The sequence below is a fragment of the Stenotrophomonas sp. YJH_SMC_79 genome (genome assembly GCF_059367995.1).
On record NZ_JCAFRK010000004.1, the window covers coordinates 69679 to 88296 of the forward strand.

The window sequence follows — 18618 nt, forward strand, 5'->3', positions numbered from 1 at the left end:
GGATGCGCAATGGATGCGCCACGGCGCAGTAAATTCCAACTTCACCTGGGCGTCACGACGCAACGCTCAGCCAAGGGTTGCGTCCATGCCTGTTGCCAGTCGCCTGCCGGTCGCTCGGCAGCAGGCGAGCTGAAGCGCACGGTCACCTGCGGGTAGCTGCCACGCTCATCGCGAAGGTTGCTGGTGCCGCGGAACTCCAGCAGGCGACGGTCGGCGCTGGCGTAGACCAGTGACAGGCGCGGTGCGATGCCGCCGTACCAGGTGTCCAGGCTGACCTCGATGGCCTGGGCATCGAGGCCCTGCCAGCGAACAGGGCCGGTGCGCCGCACCTGCACCGGGAAGTAGCGCTGTCGGCCGGGCACCAGGAACGGCAGGCTGATGTGCTCGCCGCGCATCAGCGCGGGCCAGTGCAGGCGCACCGCTGAGTCGAATCCGGCATCGATCACTGCATCCGGCGGTGATTCAAGGCGGCGCTGACGCAGCTCACTGGCGGCATTTTCCTTCCAGTCAATCGACACGGAATCGCCGGCGGCCTGCACCTCTGCGGCCTGGCCGCTGCGGCGGTCTTCCAGCGAATAGCCCCGGGCCTGCGGGCGGGAGCTGGCAGGCAGATGCTTGCGGGCAAAGGGCTGGCCGCCCGGGCACTGGTACAGCACCCAGCGCTCGGCGCCCTCCGTCGCCTCGCGCCGCCAGTGCACTTCACGGTAGAGAATCTCGCCCTGCGCGGAAGTGGCCACGCCCTCGCTTCGCAGCCAGGGTGCCGCCAGCGCGGCATGGGGCAGGCACAGCAGCAACCAGGCAATGCGCATGGCGTTCATCCGGGAGGGGAGTGCTCAGGTCATACGGCGGGGATGGGCGGTTGGATGCGTTGCGCTGCCTGCATCCAATTGCTGCCCCCGCGCGTACAGAGGACAGACCTTCACCCGCCCGCCGCGAACGCAGATGTACCCTGACGCCGCCAGCACCCTCGCCAACTTCAACAGCGCACGCACCGTGTCCAGCTCCCAGCAGCCCAGCAGCGAGCCGAAAAACTGGGCCGGTGACATGGACGGTGTCGCGCGGCTGCGCGACCGCGACTGCTTCATGCGGATCTACGACCATTTCATGCCGCGGCTGTGCGTGTACCTGCGCGGCCTGGGCGCACCCGACGCCGTGGCCGAGGAGCTGGCGCAGGAATGCCTGTTGCGCCTGTGGTTGCGGGCCGTCGACTACGATGCGGCCCAGGGCGCGCTGAGTACCTGGCTGTACCGCATCGCCCGCAATCTGCATATTGATCGAGTGCGCCGTGAGCGTGGCTGGATGCAGGTGCAGGCCGCGGTGGAGGACGCGGCAACACTGGATGTGATCGAGCGCAGCAGCGCCGAACAGTTCGCTGACCACGCGCGTCTTCGCCAGCGCATCAACGAGCTGCCTGCGGTGCAGGCGCGGCTGGTGCGGATGTCCTATTTCGAGGCCAAGAGCCACAGCGAGATCGCCGAGGCGCTGGGCATGCCGCTGGGCACGGTGAAATCACACCTGCGGCGCGCGTTCCTGCAGCTGCAGTCGAAAGTGGGAGGTGCGCTGTGAATCCGCACCACCATCTGCACGAATCCACGCTGATGAGCTACGCCGCAGGCGCGCTTCCGGCGCCGTTGAGCATCGTGGCGGGCGCCCACCTGGAGCAGTGTGCGCATTGCCGCCAGCGTCTGCGCGACGCAGAGGCGATCGGCTCGGTGCTGCTGGAACAGACCCAGCCGTCCGCTGGCGACGTGCGCCGCGAACGGTTGCGCGAGGCAATGCTGATGCAGCTGTCCACGGAAACGCCGATGGCCGTGGCTGGAGCCGCGCGCCAGATGCCAAAGGAGCGCCCCGAGGCCGATCCCGATCATCTGCCTGCCTCGCTGCATCCGTATTTCGGCGTCTCGCTCAGCGGCCTGCGCTGGCGCTGGATGGCGCCCGGGGTGCACTGCATCCGCGCCGAGCAGATGCCCTCGCTGATCATGCTGAAGATCGCCCCGGGCAAGTGCCTGCCCATGCACAGTCACGGCCGCAGCGAGCTGACCCAGATCCTGCGGGGCTCGTACAACGATGCGCTGGGGCTGTTCGCGCCCGGTGACGTGGCGGACCTGGACGAGGATGTGGAGCACCAGCCGGTGACCGCGCCAGGGGTGCCATGCATCTGCGTGTCGGCGCTGGATGCGCCGTTGGTGTTCAGCGGCTGGCTGGCGCGGAAGATCCAGCGCTTTGTGAAGCTCTAGGATGGTTGCAGCGATGGCCACAGGCGCGCTGCGGGTTCTGCTGACCGGTGCCGCGGGCTGGTCGGGCAGGGTGTGGCCCTGGCCTGCCAGCGCTCGCCACGGGTCGCCGATCTGACCGCACTGGTCCGGCACCCGGGCAGCCTGAACGGTCGTGGCAGCGGGCTGATCGTGCCGGACTTCCTCGGGATCGAGGAGCGGCAGGATGATCTGTCGGGGTTCGATGCCTGCTTCTACTGCGCGGGCGCTCCACCGTTGGGCACGGCCGAGACCGAGTGCCGACGGGTGACGCTGGACACCACCCTGGCCGTCGCCGGGCACGGTGGAGTGCGCAGACATCAACCGGATCGCCGCTGGCGTGCGCGATCCGGCGGCCTGACCCCAGTGTGCTCGCCCGGCGTTGCATCCGGAAACAGTGCGGCGTAGTCGTGATCAAGAAGCTGTTGCCAGCCTCGATAACCCGTCGATTTCGCAGACAGGACATCCGCGCTGCACGCCGGCTCGACAGCGATTGCCCTACGGTAATCGTGAATTCCAACAGATGCCACGCCCGTGAACCTGCAGACCGCACCCGCGCTCCAGTACCGCATGCTCCCTGACAGCTGCCAGTTTGAACTGCTGGATGTGGATGTACTGCAGGATCCTGCCAGTGGCCGGCTGCTGCACCTGTACTCGCTGATTGCCCGTTGCCTGTCCTGCGAGACGATCTTCAAAGCGGAAGAGGGGCAGGGCCTGGTCAGCCATACTGTGGCACGGGTGGTGCGATGCCCCACAGGCTGCGGCCAGCAGGCGTTCAAGCCGGCCCTGCTGCGGTCATGGCGCCCGCAGGCCATTGCCCAGGCGTGAGCGGCTGGCGACCTGGTCACAGCAGCCCGGGATTGGCCCGCCACACGGCGAAGTTGAGCGCCGAGGCGAACGAGATCCAGGCCAGGTAGGGAAGCAGCAGCACCGCCGCGATCGGGCGGATTCGCGCAAACGCGACGATCGTCGCGCACACCAGCACAATCAACACAAGAATGTCAGCGAAGGCCAGGGCGCCCAGCTTCCAGCCGAAGAACAGCCAGCTCCACAGTGCGTTGACGGCCAACTGCACCAGATAGAGCACCAGCGCGGATCGTCCGTCACGCCAACCGCGTTCGCGCCAGACCAGCCATGCGGCCATTGCCATCATGGCGTAGAGCAGCGTCCACACCGGGCCAAAGACGCTGGCCGGTGGCGCCCACGCTGGACGGGTGAGGGTGGCGTAGAAGCTGGCCGCAGACGTGGATGCCCATGCACCCAGGGCCGCCGCAACGAAGGTGATCGCCACCCATCCCAGAAGCCCGGAAACCTGTGAACTCCGCTTCATACCTTGCAGCTCCCTGATACAAGCGCTTTTGTATACGCACAGAGGCTGCGAATGGATGCAGGCTGCGGGCCTTCAGTCTGAAGAGCCGGCGGCAGCCGTTCCCTGGCTTGCTGGCAGCAGGGAAGGCTGTTGATCGAACCACTCGCGTGCCTTGGCCAGATGCCATTGGCGCCGGTCACCGTCCAGCTCGATCCCCGCACCCAGCAGCCCCCAGCGCAGGTAGAGGTCGCCGCGTTTGCGCTGTTCCAGCAGATCCAGCCGCGCGCGCACTGACAGGCGATCATTCTCGGCCTGCAGGCCATCGATCACCAGGTGGCCCGGGCGCCAGCGCAGCCTCGCCTGTGCATCCACCTGGCCGGAATCCAGCAGCGACAAGGTCCAGCGCGGGTAGTCGGTGCGTTCGGCGAACAACGCCAGCAAGGGGCGCGCATCACTGAGCGTCAGATCGGTGGTGGCGTCTACCTGGAAAGGCGACTGCGCATCGATGCGGCCGCGCTTGAAGGCCGCACGTCCTTTCCACGCAGTCGAGCGTTCAGTGCCGGCCACCTGCACGTTGCGCAGCTCGACCGTGGTGCCGGAGAGATCGAAATGACGCTGGTTGAAGTCGCCCCGGCGCAGCGTTGCGTTCACGTCCACATCGCCACCCATGTCCAGGCCGGCGACCTTGGCGCTGGTGTTTAGCCCCTGCAGGCGGGCCGTGCCATGGCCAACGCGGCCATCGGTATCGAGGGTGGCATCACCACTGAGTGAGCCGGTGCCGCGCAGCAGGCGCACCTGCTTTGAACCGAGATAGCGGTTGTAGGCGGACAGATCCGGAATCGTGGCCTCGCTGAAGCTCAAATGGGCGCGGACGCCCTTGCGCAGTTCCTGCAAACGGCCGTCGCCGGTCAGGTCCAACGCCAGATCGCGGCCGTCGAACAGCCGAACGTCCTTGGCATCGGTGGGACGCGCGGTGAAGTGGGGCAGGCGGACGGCAAGCAGGGCCTGACCCGGAGCGCCTGGTTTCAGTTCCCCATGCGCGCTGGCGGTGCCGGCAAGCCGGACGCCCGCCACCTCGGCAACTGCTTCGGCAGAGGGAATGTCCACCGTGCTGCCTTCGCTCAGCTCGCCGTTGCGAAGCCGCAGGTCGGCCTTCAGCGTGCCGCCGCCATCCAGCTGCAGCCACGGCTTGCGGACGAACAGCGCAGGGATCCAGTTGAGCGAGGTGAACGTCCATTCGCCGCGCACCGTGCCGGAACTGCGCTCCAGCAACCGGGCGGGATCGTGGAAGGGAATGTCACGACCGGTGATGTGCAGGTCCGCGTCCACTTCGCCGCCCGAGCCGGGCCGGGGTGGCAGGCGTGCCTGCAGGCGCAGGTCATTGGCCACATTGAGCTGAAGGGCCAGCACGCCGCGGTCGGGAGCACCGTCGCCAAGATAGAGCGGCACCTGCCAGAGAGCGTGATCGCCGGGCTGCAGCTGGCCGGCGATCAGGTGCGCCGAAATCTGCAGGCGGCCGGGCACCGGTGCGCTGGAGATCTTCGGGGCGGTGGCGTCCGTATCCATGCGCAGGCCCTGGCTGCGTGCATCAACATCCAGCTGGGCATGCAGGATCTTCAGTTTGGCGAGCCCAGGCGCCTGGTCCCGGTAATGGCGCGGGTAGCTGAAGCGCGCAGCCAGGTTCATGTTGCCCAGTAGCTGCACGCCGTCGAAACTGGTGTCCGCACCCTTGAATGTGACGGTTGAATCCAGCAGTTCCGAAGGACCGCCGCGCAGCTGCTTGACGAAGCCGACCGTGCCCTGGCCCTTGCCGATGATCAGCAGCTTGCCGAAACGGGCGCTGCGGATGCTGTCGCTGTGGATGGCATCGAAACGCAGCGTCCAACCCTGGTCGCTGCGCGGGGGCGGCGGAATGGCCTCTTCAACACGGCTGATCTCGGCCGATACGCCCGTGGCCTGCAGGCGCGGAACCCGTACTTCGCGCTGGAACAGCGGCAGGACTGCCAGTCTGGCGCTTGCCCGGTCGGCATGCAGCACGTAGACGGTGTGGTTGACGTGGCCGCGCATGTGCACGTTCCAGGCGATCACGTGGCCGGGCAGCAGCGTGATGGCCGGGCCCGTGGTCATCACGAACTTGTGCGGTTTGCGGTTGGTGACCTGGTCGAACAAGGGCGTGTTGAGGAAGATGTTGCCGGCCAGGAGATACAACAGGTAGATGCCCAGCAGGACGTAGGCAGGCACGCGCCATCGTCGAAGCCAGTGCGGGATGTGCGCGGATACAGGGGGCATCTACTGCTCTAAAGGCCGGAATTTCCTCAACTATTGCGGAGAGCATGGCGGTGGCGCGTGAAGCAGCTACGGCGCCAGAGCTCGATTCTGGTAGTGTCCGGCCTGGCCACTACCTCAGATCTGCAGGAGTCGCATGGAAATTCGACCGGCCAGCGAAAGTGACTTCGACGCCATGTGGTGCATGTTCAAGTCAGCCATTGCGACGCAGGATGCGCTGCCTTTCGGCGACGCTTTTGAAGTCGAAACGTTTCGCACGCATTGGTTCCAGACCCAGACCCCCTATGTGGCCGTGCTGGAGGGCCAGGTTGTGGGCATGTACAAGATGGGGTCGAATTACCCTGATCTTGGGGCGCATGTGGCCAGCGCCACCTATGTGGTGGATGCGCCGGCACAAGGGCAAGGCGTGGGCCGGGCTTTGGCGGAACACAGCCTGGAGCGGGCGAGGGCGGAAGGATTCCTGGCCATGCAGTTCAATTACGTGGTCGGTACCAATGGCCCGGCCGTGGCGCTGTACCGGAAGTTGGGGTTTGCAGTGGTGGGAACGTTACCGAAGGCGTTCCGGCATGGGACGCTGGGCCTGGTGGATGTCTTTGTGATGCACAGGTTCCTGTGATGCGATGCGTCCGTCGCGCGTGTTCGGCGATACCCAGCCCAGGCTGGCTGCTCAATCCTTGAGGATGTCCCTTGGATCCATTGGTACAGTTTTTGCTGAGTCTGCTGGCGGGCGCGTTCCTATTTCTGTTGGCTGTGGGGCATGACTACTGGAAGCGCCTGCGCTGGCTCTTCGGATGGGATCCCAATCTGGGCCATGAATCTGCCGACAAGCTCATTTCGATTGCCAACAGGATGGCGATGGTGACGACCGCCTTGCTGTTGGTTTGGGCGATGACGGGCCCATCGCCGTACCGGAGGAACTGGGAGATGGAGGTTTGGGGGTTGGCGACCGGCACGTTGATTACGTATGTGGCGGTCATCCTCAGCGCATCGAGGCGGGCCCGTGCCTAGCCAGATACGGCAGCCACTGGGTTACGGCCTGAAGCTCCCCGGGATGGGATCTGCCGATTAACGTGACGCATCACGGACGATGGCCTCGAGCCTCGGCGCCGAATCGGCGAAGGCTGTCCTGCCAGGCGGGCACGTAGTCACGGCGAGAACAACTGCGGGGCGCGCTCGCAACGCCGGCCCGGCCCGTCACTTGGAAATCCTCATGATTCGCCGCCATTCCTGCAGAGGTTGGCCGCCGGCGGCGGGCAGGCGAAAGGACGGCCAAAAGGACGGTTGACCGCCATTGGTCAGTGACAATCAGGCTTGGCGTCAAGATCGGACCTGGGCCTTGGCAAGCGAAGCATGGATCGGGCAATGGTGAATTGAACATAATATACAGAATGCGGCTGACCACTCGCCGAAAAGCCTTGCGAATCAATAGCTTTAGCGCGTGCGACGCCTGGCGCTGCGACCACTACCAGCACCAGCACTGCCGCCGCCGCGCTCAGCCTGTCCAATACTGATCTCCACACCCTGCGTTCTACGGGTGAGGTCGCTCGTTCCGCATGAATCTTGGCCATCCACACGGCTCCGTCCAGCTTGCCCAGCTCGCTGATCTGCGCAATTCGCTCATCCGGGATCGGCGCGGTGCCTTTTCGCCACGCGTGTAGTGTCTGGCGCGACACGCCCAGCCGCGCGGCTAAACCCATGTCTGAATTGAAGTTTCCGCCAGCACGTGCCTGGTCGAGTAGATCGGCAATGGCATTCATGTCAGGACTCCGGTTGACAGCTCGTTAGGAGATCAGCTTACATCCCTCTCCGTCAGGATCGATCCTGACACCCGCCCCCGGCCTTCCCTGTGCCGGTGAGGCGGGGTTACAGGGATACAGGGGCGCAGGGGGTCCATATGGGCTTGTGGCTGGCGGTACAGCCTCCGGGGGTTCTTCTCCTCATCGGGGCTTTCGTGACACTCATGGCGCTGGGGGCAGCGCTCACCGCAATCCGGTTTTTCCGCTACTGGCAGTGGGCCAGGTCGGCCGACCAGCGCCGACAGGACTTCATCGTCACCGCCGTCGCCGCCACCTTGGCCGCGGGGGCTGCGGCCGCGGCGATCGCCGCCTCCGAACCACCCACCGACGACCCGGAGACGGTCACCGACCTGCAGCAGGGGAGGGTGGGGTATGGCGACTGACAGCAAGGCCCAGCAGGCCGTGCCTGCGGCACCCGCCGTTGATCCCTCCGCAACCGCACGGCGTGAGTTGGATCACCTCGTTTTTCTAATGGCCCTTCCGATCCTGATTGCTGCCTTCGTGGTTTGGGTCAAGCGCGACGTCACCCACCGCACGCGTAATCGATAGGTCCGGGGCGAGCGCTATTTGCGTAGCAAATCGCGTTCGACGTGGACCCAGCGCCGGGCCGATACACCCAATCACCGCATCACCCCCACACCGGGGCTTACAGGGGCTTCTATGACACGTTCCGAATGGAAACAGGCGTGGCGCTATGCGCGCAATTACCGCCGCCATGCTGCGCATTTCGTGGTGCGTTCCCGCTCGTACTCGCTGGCCATCTCAGCACTATTTGGCCGCGAGGCGCGAAGCGCCGAGCTGGGCTTGTCTCTCTCTCCGACAAGTGACAAGTAATCAGGACGCCTCCGCAGCCATGAACGAAAACCTTCTTCTCAAGCTGTTTAAAGGTCTTTTGCTCCTCGCCGCTGTAGCGGCTCTCTGCGTCGCCCTGTGCGTCGTAGCACCTGAGTTGGCTATGGGCTTGTTCGCCCTGGCTGTCATCACCGCACCGTGGTGGTATGGCGCTGTTCGCCGGGCAGGTCGCTAATGGCCTCTCTCCGCAAAGCCATCGCGATGCTCGCCATTGGCCTCCTGTGCTTCTCCCTGCTGCTTGCCGTGTTCACTGCCTACGCGTGGTCGATGCTTGGCGGCGCGAGCCTCTACGACGCGTTTATCGCGGCGGTCAAGCTGCTTTCCGGCTTCATTGCTGCGCTTGTCGCAGCTGCTTCCTTCAACGTCGCTTGGCGACGCTGCGTAGGTGCGTTGTCTGAAGGGCAGGGGGGCTAATGGAGATCACAACAGCCTCAATGAAGCAAGCGCGCCTGTCGAAGCTGGCGAAAGGTGTCAAAGCGTCTGCTCTCGCAATCGATCACAAGTTCCGTGATGCGTTCGGCGCTCCGATTCTCCGGCAGGGTGGAAAGACGGGTGTGTATGCCCGCAATAGCCCCTACCGCGTTGCCTTGATTACGCTCACGTATCGGCGTGATGGTCAGTGGGACCCCGGCCACATATCCGCCTTGATCAAGCACTACCGCGAGTGGTTCCGCCGCAATGCTAAGGGTCAGGACGTGCCTGAGTTCCACTACGTGTGGGTGATGGAACTGACTGAGATTGGCCGACCGCACTATCACATCGTGGCGTGGTTCCCGAAGGGCGTTACGCCTCCGCTGCCCGATCAGCAGGGCTGGTGGCCACATGGCTCAACCAATGCCGTGTTCGCTAAATCGCCGGTTGGTTACATCACCAAGTACGCCAGCAAGGCTGAGTCGAAGTCCGGCCATCACTTGCCCAAGGGTGCACGTCTGTGGGGCTTTGGTGGCCTAAAGATGGTGGAGCGCGCACCTGTTGCGTTTGCCACTGCGCCCAGGTGGCTGAAAGGGGTGATCCATCACGAAAGCCACCCTAAGAAGCGGCACATCAGCATCACTGAAAAAACCAAGTTCGGTGCGTCGATCATCACCAAGGTTTCTGCATGGGTTCTCACGGCTGGCCTGTCCGCAGGCTGGGCCTTCTTCTCGCCGTTCGATTACGACGGCTTCACCGGTACCGGTATCGCCCTAAGCCATCGGGGGCATATCGAAGTTCTTACCCCTGATGGCGACCAATTCCACATACAGCACAGGAGTCATTGAGCATGAACGTTCGCATCGAAATCGTTTCGACCTCGGTCAACACCATCGAAGGCGTGTCCAAGTCCAGCGGCAAGCCATACAAGATGCACAAACAGGAAGCGTACCTGCACAACGGCCACCACTACCCGGATCGTTTTGACGTTGCGCCCATCGAGGTTGATGGCAAGCCGGTTGCCTACGAGCCGGGCTTCTACACGCTGGCTCCGGGCTCCATTGGCGTGAACCGCGAGTACGGCAACCTTGAAATCAACCGCTACGAAATGAAGTTGCTCCGCATCGAAGAAGCCCAGGTCAAGCCTGTGGCTGCTGCGAAGGCTGCGGGGTAATCGCCATGGCCGGTACTGAGTCGGTAGTTACCAAGTACGCGGCCTGTGCTGAGTTCGATACCAGCAACGGACAGTGCACCTCCGTTGTGTGGGTCGATGCACCGTCGCCCATTCCGCCACTCACTGCAGAACAAGGTGCCGCTCTCGGTGGAGCCACCATTCTTGTGTGGGCCGGTGTCATGGCGATGGTGCTGATTCGCAAAGGTGCACGCCTTGATCGTTAATCCCTCAAAACAGGAGTTTTGCCATGAAGAAGAACATCGCCATCGCTCGCCGTCCGTCCATGAAGTCCCGCGTCAAGTCCGTTGCCACGAAGCTGTCGGCGGTGGTCGTCAGCTCGATGGTGTCGGCCTCGGCCTTCGCGCAGGCCGCTGCAGGCGACATGCCCGCCAGCGTCGATGGCGCGGCCACTTTCATGACCAGCAAGGGTGGCATTGCCATCGCGGTGGCTGCGGCCATCACCCTGATCACTCTGGGCATCACTGCGGCCAAGCTGCCGCGTAAGGGCAGCTGATCGACTGATCCAGTGGGGGCCACTTCGGTGGCCCCTTTTTCATTTGGCAAGGGGGTTTTATGGAACTGTTGCATCACCCGTATATGGGCTACTTCGTCTACGTCTGCATGGTCGGTGCCATGTGGCTCGGCTCTCAATGCGTGGGGGACTGACGTATGCCCCTGCATCCGTTGTCCAGGTCAGGGCCTGCAGGGTGGGCAATCGCGCTCCTCCTCGGAACGCTGGGACTCTTCGGCGCCAACGACGCGCATGCGTTTGACGTAGGCGAAGCAATGGAGTCCTGCCAAAAGAGTCCGCAGTTCAAGGCTGGCAATTCCGCCAAGCAATGCGTCGTCCTTCCGAAGAATGCTCAGGGCAAGTGTCGCGTCGCTGTTGCAGCTATCGGCGGCGGCTACATCGAGTCCAGCTTCATCGCGTATGACTGTGACCAAGACTGCAACAAGCGTCCCGAAGAGACTGGGTGGAAGCCTGACAAAGAGTTCGTTTGTCACAAAGGCTGTAAGTACAAGGGCTACAAGGACCCCACTTTGGGGGCGTTCTATTCAACCTTCGATATGGCTGCAAGTTCAGGGCTTGGCACCTGTCAGAGCACTGATTACCCGCCGCCTGAGCCTAAGCCTGATGGTGGTGGCCCTGACCCGGGCGAGGGCGGTGGCACTGATCCCGGTGGCGGCACCGACCCCGGCGGTGGTGGTACGAATCCCGGTGGTGGCGGCACTGGCCCAGGTGGTGGCGGCACTGACCCCGGTGGCGGTGGTGGTACCGGTCCCGGCCCTGATCCCAAGCCGTGCCCTGTAGGTGGCACAGACGCTAGTGGGAAGCCGTGTCCGGGGGAGGGTGGCGGCACCAATCCGGGTGGCGGTGAGAGCCCCGGTACTGGCAGCGGTAGCGGTAGCGGCACTTGTTCTAAACCGCCTGTGTGCAGCGGTGACCAGATTCAATGCGCCCAGCTTTTCCAGCAGTGGCGCGCGGGCTGTCAGGCTGAGGGCTTGGGCGGCAAGGTCACAGGTGATCCGACGAATTGCAAAGCCGCGTACCAGTGCGAAGGCAATGCGGTTGCCTGCGGCCAGCTCGCTGTCATGCGCAAGCACATGTGCGGCGCCGGGGAGGGGGACGGCAACGGCACACTCACCGGCGACGGTACTTGCAACACTCAGTTCGTTTGCACCGGTGGTGATCCCGTTGCGTGCGCGGAGTTAAGGCAAGTGCACATGCTGCGGTGTGCTGTGGAGAAACTCACAAAGGAGGGCAACGGCGACGACGACTACGGCGAGACGTTGAACCCATCCGATTTCGTTGGCATCAGCGAAGGCGAAAGTATCGAAGGGCTTGATGCCGGTGGCTGGCTCGGCGGCGGCTCCTGCCCAGCGTTGAACAACACCATCCTTTCCCAGATGGGTGTTAAAGGCCTTGATCTGCTGTGCCAGGGCGCTGCCGTTCTGGCTGCGTACGTGTTGTTCCTTGGGTGGCTACATGCCGCCTTCATCCTTGGCCGATCACTTACAGGGGGTGGCTAATGTGGGGTCCGCTGCTTGCCGGTCTTTCCCGGCTCTTCGGTACGCGTGTGGGTCAGTGGATTCTGTCCGCGCTGGCGTTTCTTGGCATCAATTTCATGACGCAGAAATTTGCCGTTACGCCGCTGCTCGCGCAGATCAAAGCCTCGTTCGCAGGCGCGCCTTCCGACATCCTTGCGTGGATTGGGTTCCTCAACGTTGACAAGTACGTGACCCTGATCCTTTCGGCTTACGCCACCGCTGCAGCTGCAGGCGCGCTCAAGATGCGCCTTGCGAAGAAGAAGTAGGGGAGGGCCGGCACATGCTCCACCTGATCACAGGTCAAAACGGCGCGGGCAAGTCGCTACGCGCTATCGAGTTGATGTACAAGCGCCACGGCGAAGGAATGGAGGTCTACGCCTTCGGTTTCCGTGGTTTAAAGGCTCCGTTCGTCAAGCAATTCGACGATCCGCGTAAGTGGCGTGATCTGCCTGCCAATGCGGTTCTCTTCGTTGATGAGGCGCAGCAGGTTTGGCGCACGCGCTCCGGTGGCCGTGCCGTTCCGCCCGAAGTCCTTGACCTTGAAACGCACCGTCATCAGGGCATCGACATCTATCTGATCACGCAGAGTCCGATGTACCTGGACTCGCATCTGCGGCCACTGATTTCGTCGCATGAACACCTGATCAGCTACGACAAAGGGTCCGCGCGCATCTTCCGTTTCACTGAGTGCTATGAAGACGTCAAATCGTCTTCGCTGCGCAGCAAGGCTCAGTTTGAGGTGTGGAAATATCCCGTTGTTCACTACGCCGATTACGATTCCGCTGAGGTGCACACGGCCAAGGCAAAAGTGCCGTGGCGTCAACGCATCGCCAAGCTGCTTTTCGTGATCGCGGGCTTGCTGATCCTTGGCAGCATCGGGTGGTTCTTCTGGGGGCCGGAAACGCCCAAGGTGGTGCCCAAGGCTGCTGCAGCCTCTGAGCCCAAGAGTCTCGGTTCCTCGCTCCTTGGGGGCTTCGGTGCGCTCCCTGTTGGAGGAGCTGCAGGCGAACGGCACTACGCGAACGCACAGGAGTACGTTGAGGCTCACTCGCCACGCATCGCCCAGATGCCGTGGTCAATGCCGGCAATGGATGGCCGCGAGGTCAAGTCTGAGCCGCGCCTCTACTGCATGGCCTCTGGCGAAGGGATCAACCAAACCTGCACGTGCCTCACTGAGCAAGGGACCAAGTGGCAGATACGCATTGACCAGTGCGTGCAGATGGCTCGTTGGGGGCCTGCGTACAATCCGTACAAGGAAGCCGCCCAAACGGCCTCAGAATCGACGCAGGAGGCTCGTATGGGTCGTTTCGATGGTCGTGGCCCGGATGCGGTCGAGGCCCGCTCAGGCGTCGCTATTGGCGCTGAGGGAACCTTTGAGCGCATCAAGGCATATCCCTCGAACTGGTGATGGCCTCGGGCGGTCTATCGTGGTGGCCAGGTCGATGACGTTGGCCGTTGTAAACGCCATCGGTTTGCGTGGCTTGCCGGGGCTGCGGCGGTTCTCCATCATGCGGCGCCATTCCTGTGCCTGTGCAGCCGTGAGGGCCAGCCATGCCAGATCTTCCGGCAGTAGTTCGCGGCCTTCGGGGGTGACCAGTCGGCCACCCTTAAACGAAAAACCGGCCCAAGGGCCGGTTAGTTTCCGATCACGCATTGATCAGGCTCCATGCCAACGTAGGAGCCGGGGGCCGGGCAAGAGCCGTGCCAGCCATGCCAGCAGCCTGAGAACATAATATACATTATGCGAAATGGCGTATCCGTCGATTCTGGGCCTTTGTCGGGTCTGCATGGCAATGGCTGGGCCTCTGGCTCGGCTCTTGCCTCCCTGTTGGTGATTGACGGGGAGAAGTTGCCCCACCTACAGCCGACCCAACTAAAGTTGTTACGCCGCTCAACGTATTAGTGCTACTTCTCTGAAGTTGGCGCCTCCATCAAGTAAGTAGCGCCATTAGTTGGCGTCCACTAGGCTCGACTGCAGTAACCGAGGTGATTCGGCTCGCCTTCTGGCGTCGATCCTTCCAAGTAAAAGTGCTACTTCAGCGCGCTCATTGCTTCGGCCGCTTGCGTTTCGGCCTAACATCAGCAGCGATGCGAACTTCTTTGGATCGCTTGAATGCAACTTCCAGCTGAGCTGGCAAATCTCGAAGCCCTGAAAGTTGTCCCTCGAGCGCGTCACATCTGCCGCGCAGGATATCGGCAGACTGACTGGCCGTGGCGGCCGCTGCTTGGGCGGTCTGGATATCCTGGCGCAGCTGCTTTTCAAGAGCTCTGTGTTGCTCGGATGCCTTGCTTAGCTGCACCTGGAGTTCTTTCACCTCCTGTCGGGCGCGATCAACATCGCTGAGCGCCCGATTCTCGACAGATCTGGTGTACTCGGCCCAGTCTTCTCGCTCAGATTTCGCCGTTTCTAGCGCCTCATGAAGCCTGGCGTCGAGTTGCTGTCTCGATGCTTCATTTCGATCGGCTCTTCGAAGCTCGACATCCCGCTGCTCTACAAGCTCTGACATCTGCAGACGGAGCTGGTCAACCAATCGCTGTAGCTCTGCAGCTTGCGTAGCGGCAATCCTCTCTCCTGTGAGAGCATCGTCGCGCTCTGAGCGCATTTGCGTCAGCTCGTCAGCTACAAGCCGGGATTTTGCCTCCAGTGCATCACGCCGGGCGGCCAGTGACTGCTCAGCCGCTGCAAGCTCTCGATGGGCGGCCTCCCGGGCATGACTCAACGCTAGCTCCCACCATTGTCCGGCGAGTTCTGCTAACACCGCTGGTGCATCTTCCAGGTCCGGACGCGCTGGCTGCAGGCGCGTGCCAAGTCGCTTCCACCACGTCTCCAGCCAGCGGGTCACGGTGTTCGGCGAGCCTGTCCCCAGGTGAGCCCGGATCCGCTCGACGGTTGGGCGTTCGCCCTTGCCGACCAATTCGTCGGCGGCGCTATGGACGTCAGATTCAGTGATGCCCCGGGCCATGCGAAGTCTCCTTTACTGGCGCCCTACTCTGCTGGTAGCGTACACGCGATAAGTGATGATTATCGTGGGTATGATCGTCTAAACGTAGCGTACATTACATAGTATGAAAGATATTTCTACAATTCCCGCACTTGCCGCGACGGCCACCTGCCTAGCACTTCCCGAACAGCTAGCCCAACAGGCTGCCGATGCGGTCCGCGAGTTGCTGGCCGAAGCCGCAGCCGAAAACACGACCCGCAGCTACACCAGCGCCCTGCGCTACTGGGCCGGCTGGCACGCGGCGCGCTACGGCATCGAGTTGGCCTTGCCGGTACCCGAAGCCATCGTGCTCCAGTTCGTAGTCGATCACGTACAGCGCCGCTCGACCGACGGCGAATTGGCCTGGGAACTTCCACCAGCCGTCGACCAGAGCTTGGTGGCAGCTGGCCTCAAAGCCAAGGTCGGCCCGTGGACCTTGGCGACCGTGCGCCATCGCGTTGCGGTGCTGTCCACTGCGCACCGGCTCAAACACCTGGCCAGTCCCTGCGAGCAGGCGGCAATCCGGACCGTACTCAGCCGCGCGGCGCGGGCCGCGGTCAAGCGCGGCGAGCGCCCGCGCAAGAAGACTGCAATCACCCTGGCCGAGCTGGAGGCCATGTTGGCCACCTGCGACGACAGCCTGGAAGGAATTCGAGATCGCGCCCTACTCTGCTTCGGGTTCGCCAGCGGTGGCCGTCGGCGCAGTGAGATCGCCGCGGCCGACCTGCGCGACCTGCGTCGGATCGGCGAGGTGGGCTACATCTACCGGCTTGAGCACAGCAAGACCCAGCAGGCCGGCGTTACCGCCACCTCGACGCCGGACAAGCCAGTACTGGACCGGGCCGCTCTCGCCCTGCAGGACTGGCTGGAGGCGTCCCGGATCACCGAGGGGGCCATCTTCCGGCGGCTCTGGAAGCAGCGCATCGGCCCTGCCCTGTCCCCCGCTGCGGTGGGTGAGATCGTGCAACGGCGGGCCCGCCTGGCCGGGCTGGAGGGGGATTTTGGCGGGCACAGCCTGCGGTCAGGGTTCGTGACCGAAGCCAGTCGCCAGGGCGTGGCGCTGCCGGCGATCATGCAGCTGACTGAGCATCGGTCGGTTTCGAGCGTGGCGGGGTATTTCCAAACCGGCGGCGCCGCAAGTAACCCCGCTGCACGCCTACTGGAAGATTAGAGGTGCAGGGCGCGATTGCGCTTGGGCCATCTATAGATTCAGGAAATCTCAAACGCCCCAGACGCGTGCGGAGGGTGCTGGACAACTGGCGCCGGCCAAGTGTGCAAGCGCCATGGAAATGAAACCAGAGTGCGAACGTACTCAGTGCGACGGCGGATCATTGGAGCAGGTCGTTGAATACCTTGAGTACCTTTTCGGCATGATCAAGCGTCCGAGTTACGGCAGCGGACTTTCCATCGAGCACCTTGGGGTTACGCAGCAGCCACGCAGCAGGCGCAAAATGATCGAACTCCGCCACCTCCTTCGGCATGAGCTTGAATGCATTCTCGGCTCGCTTAACTAGTCTCGTAGTTTCGGGTGCAGCAGCCTCGAGTTTAAGCGGATCGAGGCGGAGTTCCCCCTGCAGTCCGTACGTATCGTTGAGGATGTTGGCGAACACCTCTGGATCGAACAAGTCCTCGATGTCGGCTTCCGGACGATCCAGCAGGTCGGCTACTGTATAGAATTGCCCCGCCTTTAAGATCTGAGCACGCTTGAGCTCCTCGATCTTCTTCCTGTCCCCGTGCGCCTGATCGGACAGTACTGCAATGTTGAGCTGGTTCCCAGCAAATAGTGATGCGAACGGGCGGATCTTGTCGATGCCTCCGGCCGGACAAACTATCCAGCGCGGATCCAAGCCCTGTCGCCCGCGTTTACGCAGTGCTTCGCTGAAGGCTTGGATGTAGAGGATGTCGCTCGGGCCCTCGACGAGAAGGGTGTTCTTTCCGACGAATAGACTTTGGGTGATCTCGTAACCTAGTGCCCCCTGTAACGGGAATAGCGTATCAGCATCTCGACTTAATACGTCCGCGCGCACCTTGGTCCCCAGTGGCGTGCGTCGGGGCCGCTCTGCGACCTGGTCCTCGACGACCAGCACCGATGCTAAGTCGTTGGCTGGGACCATGAAAGGAGAATGTGTCGTGTAGATGACTTGATGGTGGGGTGAGAGCTTTTCACCGAAGAAGCGCAGCAGGTCTGCCTGGGCCTTGCCATGTAGCGTCAGACCTGGCTCATCCAGTAGAAGTACGACGGGGCGCTCGTCATTTTTGACCTGCGCGAACTTGACCAAGAACGAAAAGAACCAGACGAAGCCAGCACTCCGCTCCGAGAACGGTGTATCCACCCGGTGCAATTGGTTGTAGATGCGCGCCCGAGCCACGGTGCCCGTATTAAATGGCGGGCGATCGCCGGGGCGGGCCGGGGATATGTCCACATCGACTACAAGATCAGGGTTTTGCGTCCAATACTCCATGACTTGATCCGTGATGTTGTTGGACGCGGCCTGAAGTTTGGCGTTGAAAGTTTCATACGTCTTCACTCCAGTTATCTCACTAAGTGAAACTCCGGCGAAGTCCAAGAACTCTACGAATAGCTGATCGCCTCGGTAATCGTCCTTTTGAAGCTGCCCGCTATCGCGTAGCTGTAACGTTTGCTCGATCTGGATCGCACCGGACATCGTGTCATAGGCTGAGAAATACATGAATCGTGGCAAAAAGCTTTTGATCCGTGTTTTTATCAGTGCCGAGAAGGACGCGATTGAAGACAGGTGATTGCGAAGCTCAACGAGTGCCTCGCTGCGGTCATCTAGACCATCGATAAGCGCAGCCAGACTAGTGCTGGTATCGGCTTTTTCAACCCGTTCCCTGTCGGCCTCATCGAGGTTGAATTTGTTGTAGATCCAATTTAGCCCCGTCCTGAATTCGATAGACGGATCAACTGACACTTCCTCGCCGTACGCCCGACTAATGCGGACCTGGTTGGAGCTTAGGATGCCCTTGCAGAGTTCGCCTTCGATCGCAAGAATTTCATTCTCACTGAGCTCCCAAGTTGTCTGGATCGCGGTAGCGGCTCGGCCGCCGTGCCGCTCGTCATAGGAGACCAAGTGGCGCCGAGGATAGTCACGCTCCTTGTCGAGCGTCGCAGGGGTGGCCGGATGAGGGTTCAATGCTGCAAGAGCCATCAGAACGGCGCTCTTGCCTGCCTCGTTCTTGCCAACTAAACACGTGACGTCATGGATCTCGAAACTTCCGCTGTCGTCTACGGAACGGAAGTTGGTGATTTGAGCGGAGACAAGCTTCATCGGATGGAGCCCACATTGTTTGAGCTGATCGGAAGGCCGGCGTGTTGGATTGAAAGTGGATGCTGCCGTCTTTAAGTGTTGGCCAGCAAAAATCAGTTTCACCCCGCTCTTCCAGCAGGTCTGCCTTGGCGCTAGGGCCGGCGTTCACGGCAGCTTTGCGACTAGCGCTGTTGCACTGGATAAACCAAAAGTTGCCACCTGATCTGACCGTTGGCAGG

At 62.4% G+C, this 18618-nt stretch carries 22 protein-coding genes and 1 pseudogene; 16 read left to right on the forward strand and 7 right to left on the reverse strand.

Annotation, left to right across the window (positions count from 1 at the left end):
- Positions 1-41: 41 nt before the first annotated feature.
- Positions 42-809 (reverse strand): hypothetical protein, encoded by a 768-nt coding sequence (locus tag AC5P57_RS15620; RefSeq protein ID WP_099552291.1) that lies wholly within the window; start codon positions 807-809, stop codon positions 42-44.
- Between the two features lie 133 nt (positions 810-942).
- On the opposite strand from AC5P57_RS15620, the gene AC5P57_RS15625 reads away from it, so the two are divergent.
- From AC5P57_RS15625 to AC5P57_RS15640, 4 genes and pseudogenes are all read left to right on the forward strand, one after another.
- On the forward strand, positions 943-1566 hold the full coding sequence (locus AC5P57_RS15625; protein WP_262235140.1) for a sigma-70 family RNA polymerase sigma factor: 624 nt from the start codon (positions 943-945) through the stop codon (positions 1564-1566).
- Entirely contained in the window at positions 1563-2237 is a 675-nt protein-coding gene (locus tag AC5P57_RS15630) for a ChrR family anti-sigma-E factor (RefSeq protein ID WP_262235139.1), read from the forward strand. Before AC5P57_RS15625 ends, AC5P57_RS15630 begins: the two co-directional genes overlap by 4 nt.
- A 13-nt stretch (positions 2238-2250) precedes the next feature.
- Positions 2251-2549, forward strand: a pseudogene (locus tag AC5P57_RS15635) (oxidoreductase); the annotation flags it as partial.
- Positions 2550-2786: 237 nt separating this feature from the next.
- Positions 2787-3080, forward strand: coding sequence for a hypothetical protein (locus AC5P57_RS15640; RefSeq protein WP_262235138.1), 294 nt, complete (start codon positions 2787-2789; stop codon positions 3078-3080).
- Between the two features lie 16 nt (positions 3081-3096).
- On the opposite strand, the gene AC5P57_RS15645 is transcribed toward AC5P57_RS15640, so the two are convergent.
- Together AC5P57_RS15645 and AC5P57_RS15650 are read right to left on the reverse strand one after the other, a co-directional pair.
- A complete protein-coding gene (locus tag AC5P57_RS15645) occupies positions 3097-3582 on the reverse strand; it encodes a TspO/MBR family protein (protein WP_099552225.1) in 486 nt (161 codons plus the stop codon).
- Positions 3583-3654: 72 nt separating this feature from the next.
- Positions 3655-5850, reverse strand: a complete 2196-nt coding sequence (locus AC5P57_RS15650) for an AsmA family protein (protein WP_262235137.1) — start codon at positions 5848-5850, stop codon at positions 3655-3657.
- A gap of 133 nt (positions 5851-5983) precedes the next feature.
- On the opposite strand from AC5P57_RS15650, the gene AC5P57_RS15655 reads away from it, so the two are divergent.
- Complete coding sequence (locus tag AC5P57_RS15655) at positions 5984-6463, forward strand: GNAT family N-acetyltransferase (protein WP_262235136.1); 480 nt, start codon at positions 5984-5986, stop codon at positions 6461-6463.
- Positions 6464-6534: 71 nt separating this feature from the next.
- The gene (locus tag AC5P57_RS15660; RefSeq protein WP_099552222.1) at positions 6535-6855 is read left to right on the forward strand and encodes a hypothetical protein; all 321 of its coding nucleotides are present in this window, start codon (positions 6535-6537) and stop codon (positions 6853-6855) included.
- A 287-nt stretch (positions 6856-7142) separates the two neighbouring features.
- Here the strand turns inward: AC5P57_RS15660 and AC5P57_RS15665 are convergent, their stop codons facing one another.
- A complete protein-coding gene (locus tag AC5P57_RS15665; RefSeq protein ID WP_495219659.1) occupies positions 7143-7604 on the reverse strand; it encodes a DUF3693 domain-containing protein in 462 nt (153 codons plus the stop codon).
- A 137-nt stretch (positions 7605-7741) separates the two neighbouring features.
- Between AC5P57_RS15665 and AC5P57_RS15670 the strand changes: the two genes are divergently transcribed.
- The 9 genes from AC5P57_RS15670 (at position 7742) to AC5P57_RS15710 (ending at position 13537) form a co-directional block, all read left to right on the forward strand.
- A complete protein-coding gene (locus AC5P57_RS15670) occupies positions 7742-8026 on the forward strand; it encodes a hypothetical protein (protein ID WP_099603893.1) in 285 nt (94 codons plus the stop codon).
- A 643-nt stretch (positions 8027-8669) separates the two neighbouring features.
- The gene (locus tag AC5P57_RS15675; protein WP_180864304.1) at positions 8670-8909 is read left to right on the forward strand and encodes a hypothetical protein; all 240 of its coding nucleotides are present in this window, start codon (positions 8670-8672) and stop codon (positions 8907-8909) included.
- Between the two features lie 20 nt (positions 8910-8929).
- Positions 8930-9754 (forward strand): rolling circle replication-associated protein, encoded by an 825-nt coding sequence (locus AC5P57_RS15680; RefSeq protein WP_242884669.1) that lies wholly within the window; start codon positions 8930-8932, stop codon positions 9752-9754.
- A gap of 2 nt (positions 9755-9756) precedes the next feature.
- On the forward strand, positions 9757-10080 hold the full coding sequence (locus tag AC5P57_RS15685; RefSeq protein ID WP_180864302.1) for a single-stranded DNA-binding protein: 324 nt from the start codon (positions 9757-9759) through the stop codon (positions 10078-10080).
- A gap of 247 nt (positions 10081-10327) precedes the next feature.
- Positions 10328-10594: a hypothetical protein gene (locus AC5P57_RS15690; RefSeq protein ID WP_180864301.1), complete on the forward strand. Its 267-nt coding sequence runs from the start codon at positions 10328-10330 to the stop codon at positions 10592-10594.
- Positions 10595-11167: 573 nt separating this feature from the next.
- Positions 11168-11392, forward strand: a complete 225-nt coding sequence (locus AC5P57_RS15695; RefSeq protein ID WP_180864300.1) for a hypothetical protein — start codon at positions 11168-11170, stop codon at positions 11390-11392.
- Positions 11393-11583: 191 nt separating this feature from the next.
- Positions 11584-12111 carry a hypothetical protein gene (locus AC5P57_RS15700; RefSeq protein ID WP_242884667.1) on the forward strand — a complete coding sequence of 176 codons (528 nt, stop codon included), beginning with the start codon at positions 11584-11586 and terminating at the stop codon, positions 12109-12111.
- Positions 12111-12395 carry a DUF2523 family protein gene (locus AC5P57_RS15705; protein WP_180864298.1) on the forward strand — a complete coding sequence of 95 codons (285 nt, stop codon included), beginning with the start codon at positions 12111-12113 and terminating at the stop codon, positions 12393-12395. The genes AC5P57_RS15700 and AC5P57_RS15705 overlap by 1 nt, the downstream gene beginning before the upstream one ends.
- A gap of 14 nt (positions 12396-12409) precedes the next feature.
- Positions 12410-13537: a zonular occludens toxin domain-containing protein gene (locus AC5P57_RS15710; protein ID WP_180864297.1), complete on the forward strand. Its 1128-nt coding sequence runs from the start codon at positions 12410-12412 to the stop codon at positions 13535-13537.
- On the opposite strand, the gene AC5P57_RS15715 is transcribed toward AC5P57_RS15710, so the two are convergent.
- Entirely contained in the window at positions 13472-13783 is a 312-nt protein-coding gene (locus tag AC5P57_RS15715) for a DUF3653 domain-containing protein (protein ID WP_164124174.1), read from the reverse strand. The genes AC5P57_RS15710 and AC5P57_RS15715 overlap by 66 nt on opposite strands.
- A gap of 391 nt (positions 13784-14174) precedes the next feature.
- Entirely contained in the window at positions 14175-15092 is a 918-nt protein-coding gene (locus tag AC5P57_RS15720) for a DNA-binding protein (RefSeq protein WP_134967903.1), read from the reverse strand.
- A 103-nt stretch (positions 15093-15195) separates the two neighbouring features.
- Here AC5P57_RS15720 and AC5P57_RS15725 point away from each other — a divergent pair, with 103 nt between their 5' ends.
- Positions 15196-16281, forward strand: a complete 1086-nt coding sequence (locus AC5P57_RS15725; RefSeq protein ID WP_495219660.1) for a site-specific integrase — start codon at positions 15196-15198, stop codon at positions 16279-16281.
- Positions 16282-16438: 157 nt separating this feature from the next.
- Here AC5P57_RS15725 and AC5P57_RS15730 read toward each other — a convergent pair whose 3' ends face one another.
- Complete coding sequence (locus AC5P57_RS15730; protein WP_262235128.1) at positions 16439-18502, reverse strand: AAA family ATPase; 2064 nt, start codon at positions 18500-18502, stop codon at positions 16439-16441.
- Positions 18503-18618 lie beyond the last annotated feature (116 nt).

Bases quoted from the DNA above. Each gene is read 5' to 3' on its own strand.
- AC5P57_RS15620 (WP_099552291.1), bottom strand. From the start codon at position 809: ATGCGCATTGCCTGGTTGCTGCTGTGCCTGCCCCATGCCGCGCTGGCG.
- AC5P57_RS15625 (WP_262235140.1), top strand. From the start codon at position 943: ATGTACCCTGACGCCGCCAGCACCCTCGCCAACTTCAACAGCGCACGC.
- AC5P57_RS15645 (WP_099552225.1), bottom strand. From the start codon at position 3,582: ATGAAGCGGAGTTCACAGGTTTCCGGGCTTCTGGGATGGGTGGCGATC.
- AC5P57_RS15650 (WP_262235137.1), bottom strand. From the start codon at position 5,850: ATGCCCCCTGTATCCGCGCACATCCCGCACTGGCTTCGACGATGGCGC.
- AC5P57_RS15655 (WP_262235136.1), top strand. From the start codon at position 5,984: ATGGAAATTCGACCGGCCAGCGAAAGTGACTTCGACGCCATGTGGTGC.
- AC5P57_RS15665 (WP_495219659.1), bottom strand. From the start codon at position 7,604: ATGAATGCCATTGCCGATCTACTCGACCAGGCACGTGCTGGCGGAAAC.
- AC5P57_RS15670 (WP_099603893.1), top strand. From the start codon at position 7,742: ATGGGCTTGTGGCTGGCGGTACAGCCTCCGGGGGTTCTTCTCCTCATC.
- AC5P57_RS15675 (WP_180864304.1), top strand. From the start codon at position 8,670: ATGGCCTCTCTCCGCAAAGCCATCGCGATGCTCGCCATTGGCCTCCTG.
- AC5P57_RS15680 (WP_242884669.1), top strand. From the start codon at position 8,930: ATGAAGCAAGCGCGCCTGTCGAAGCTGGCGAAAGGTGTCAAAGCGTCT.
- AC5P57_RS15685 (WP_180864302.1), top strand. From the start codon at position 9,757: ATGAACGTTCGCATCGAAATCGTTTCGACCTCGGTCAACACCATCGAA.
- AC5P57_RS15690 (WP_180864301.1), top strand. From the start codon at position 10,328: ATGAAGAAGAACATCGCCATCGCTCGCCGTCCGTCCATGAAGTCCCGC.
- AC5P57_RS15705 (WP_180864298.1), top strand. From the start codon at position 12,111: ATGTGGGGTCCGCTGCTTGCCGGTCTTTCCCGGCTCTTCGGTACGCGT.
- AC5P57_RS15710 (WP_180864297.1), top strand. From the start codon at position 12,410: ATGCTCCACCTGATCACAGGTCAAAACGGCGCGGGCAAGTCGCTACGC.
- AC5P57_RS15715 (WP_164124174.1), bottom strand. From the start codon at position 13,783: ATGCGTGATCGGAAACTAACCGGCCCTTGGGCCGGTTTTTCGTTTAAG.
- AC5P57_RS15720 (WP_134967903.1), bottom strand. From the start codon at position 15,092: ATGGCCCGGGGCATCACTGAATCTGACGTCCATAGCGCCGCCGACGAA.
- AC5P57_RS15725 (WP_495219660.1), top strand. From the start codon at position 15,196: ATGAAAGATATTTCTACAATTCCCGCACTTGCCGCGACGGCCACCTGC.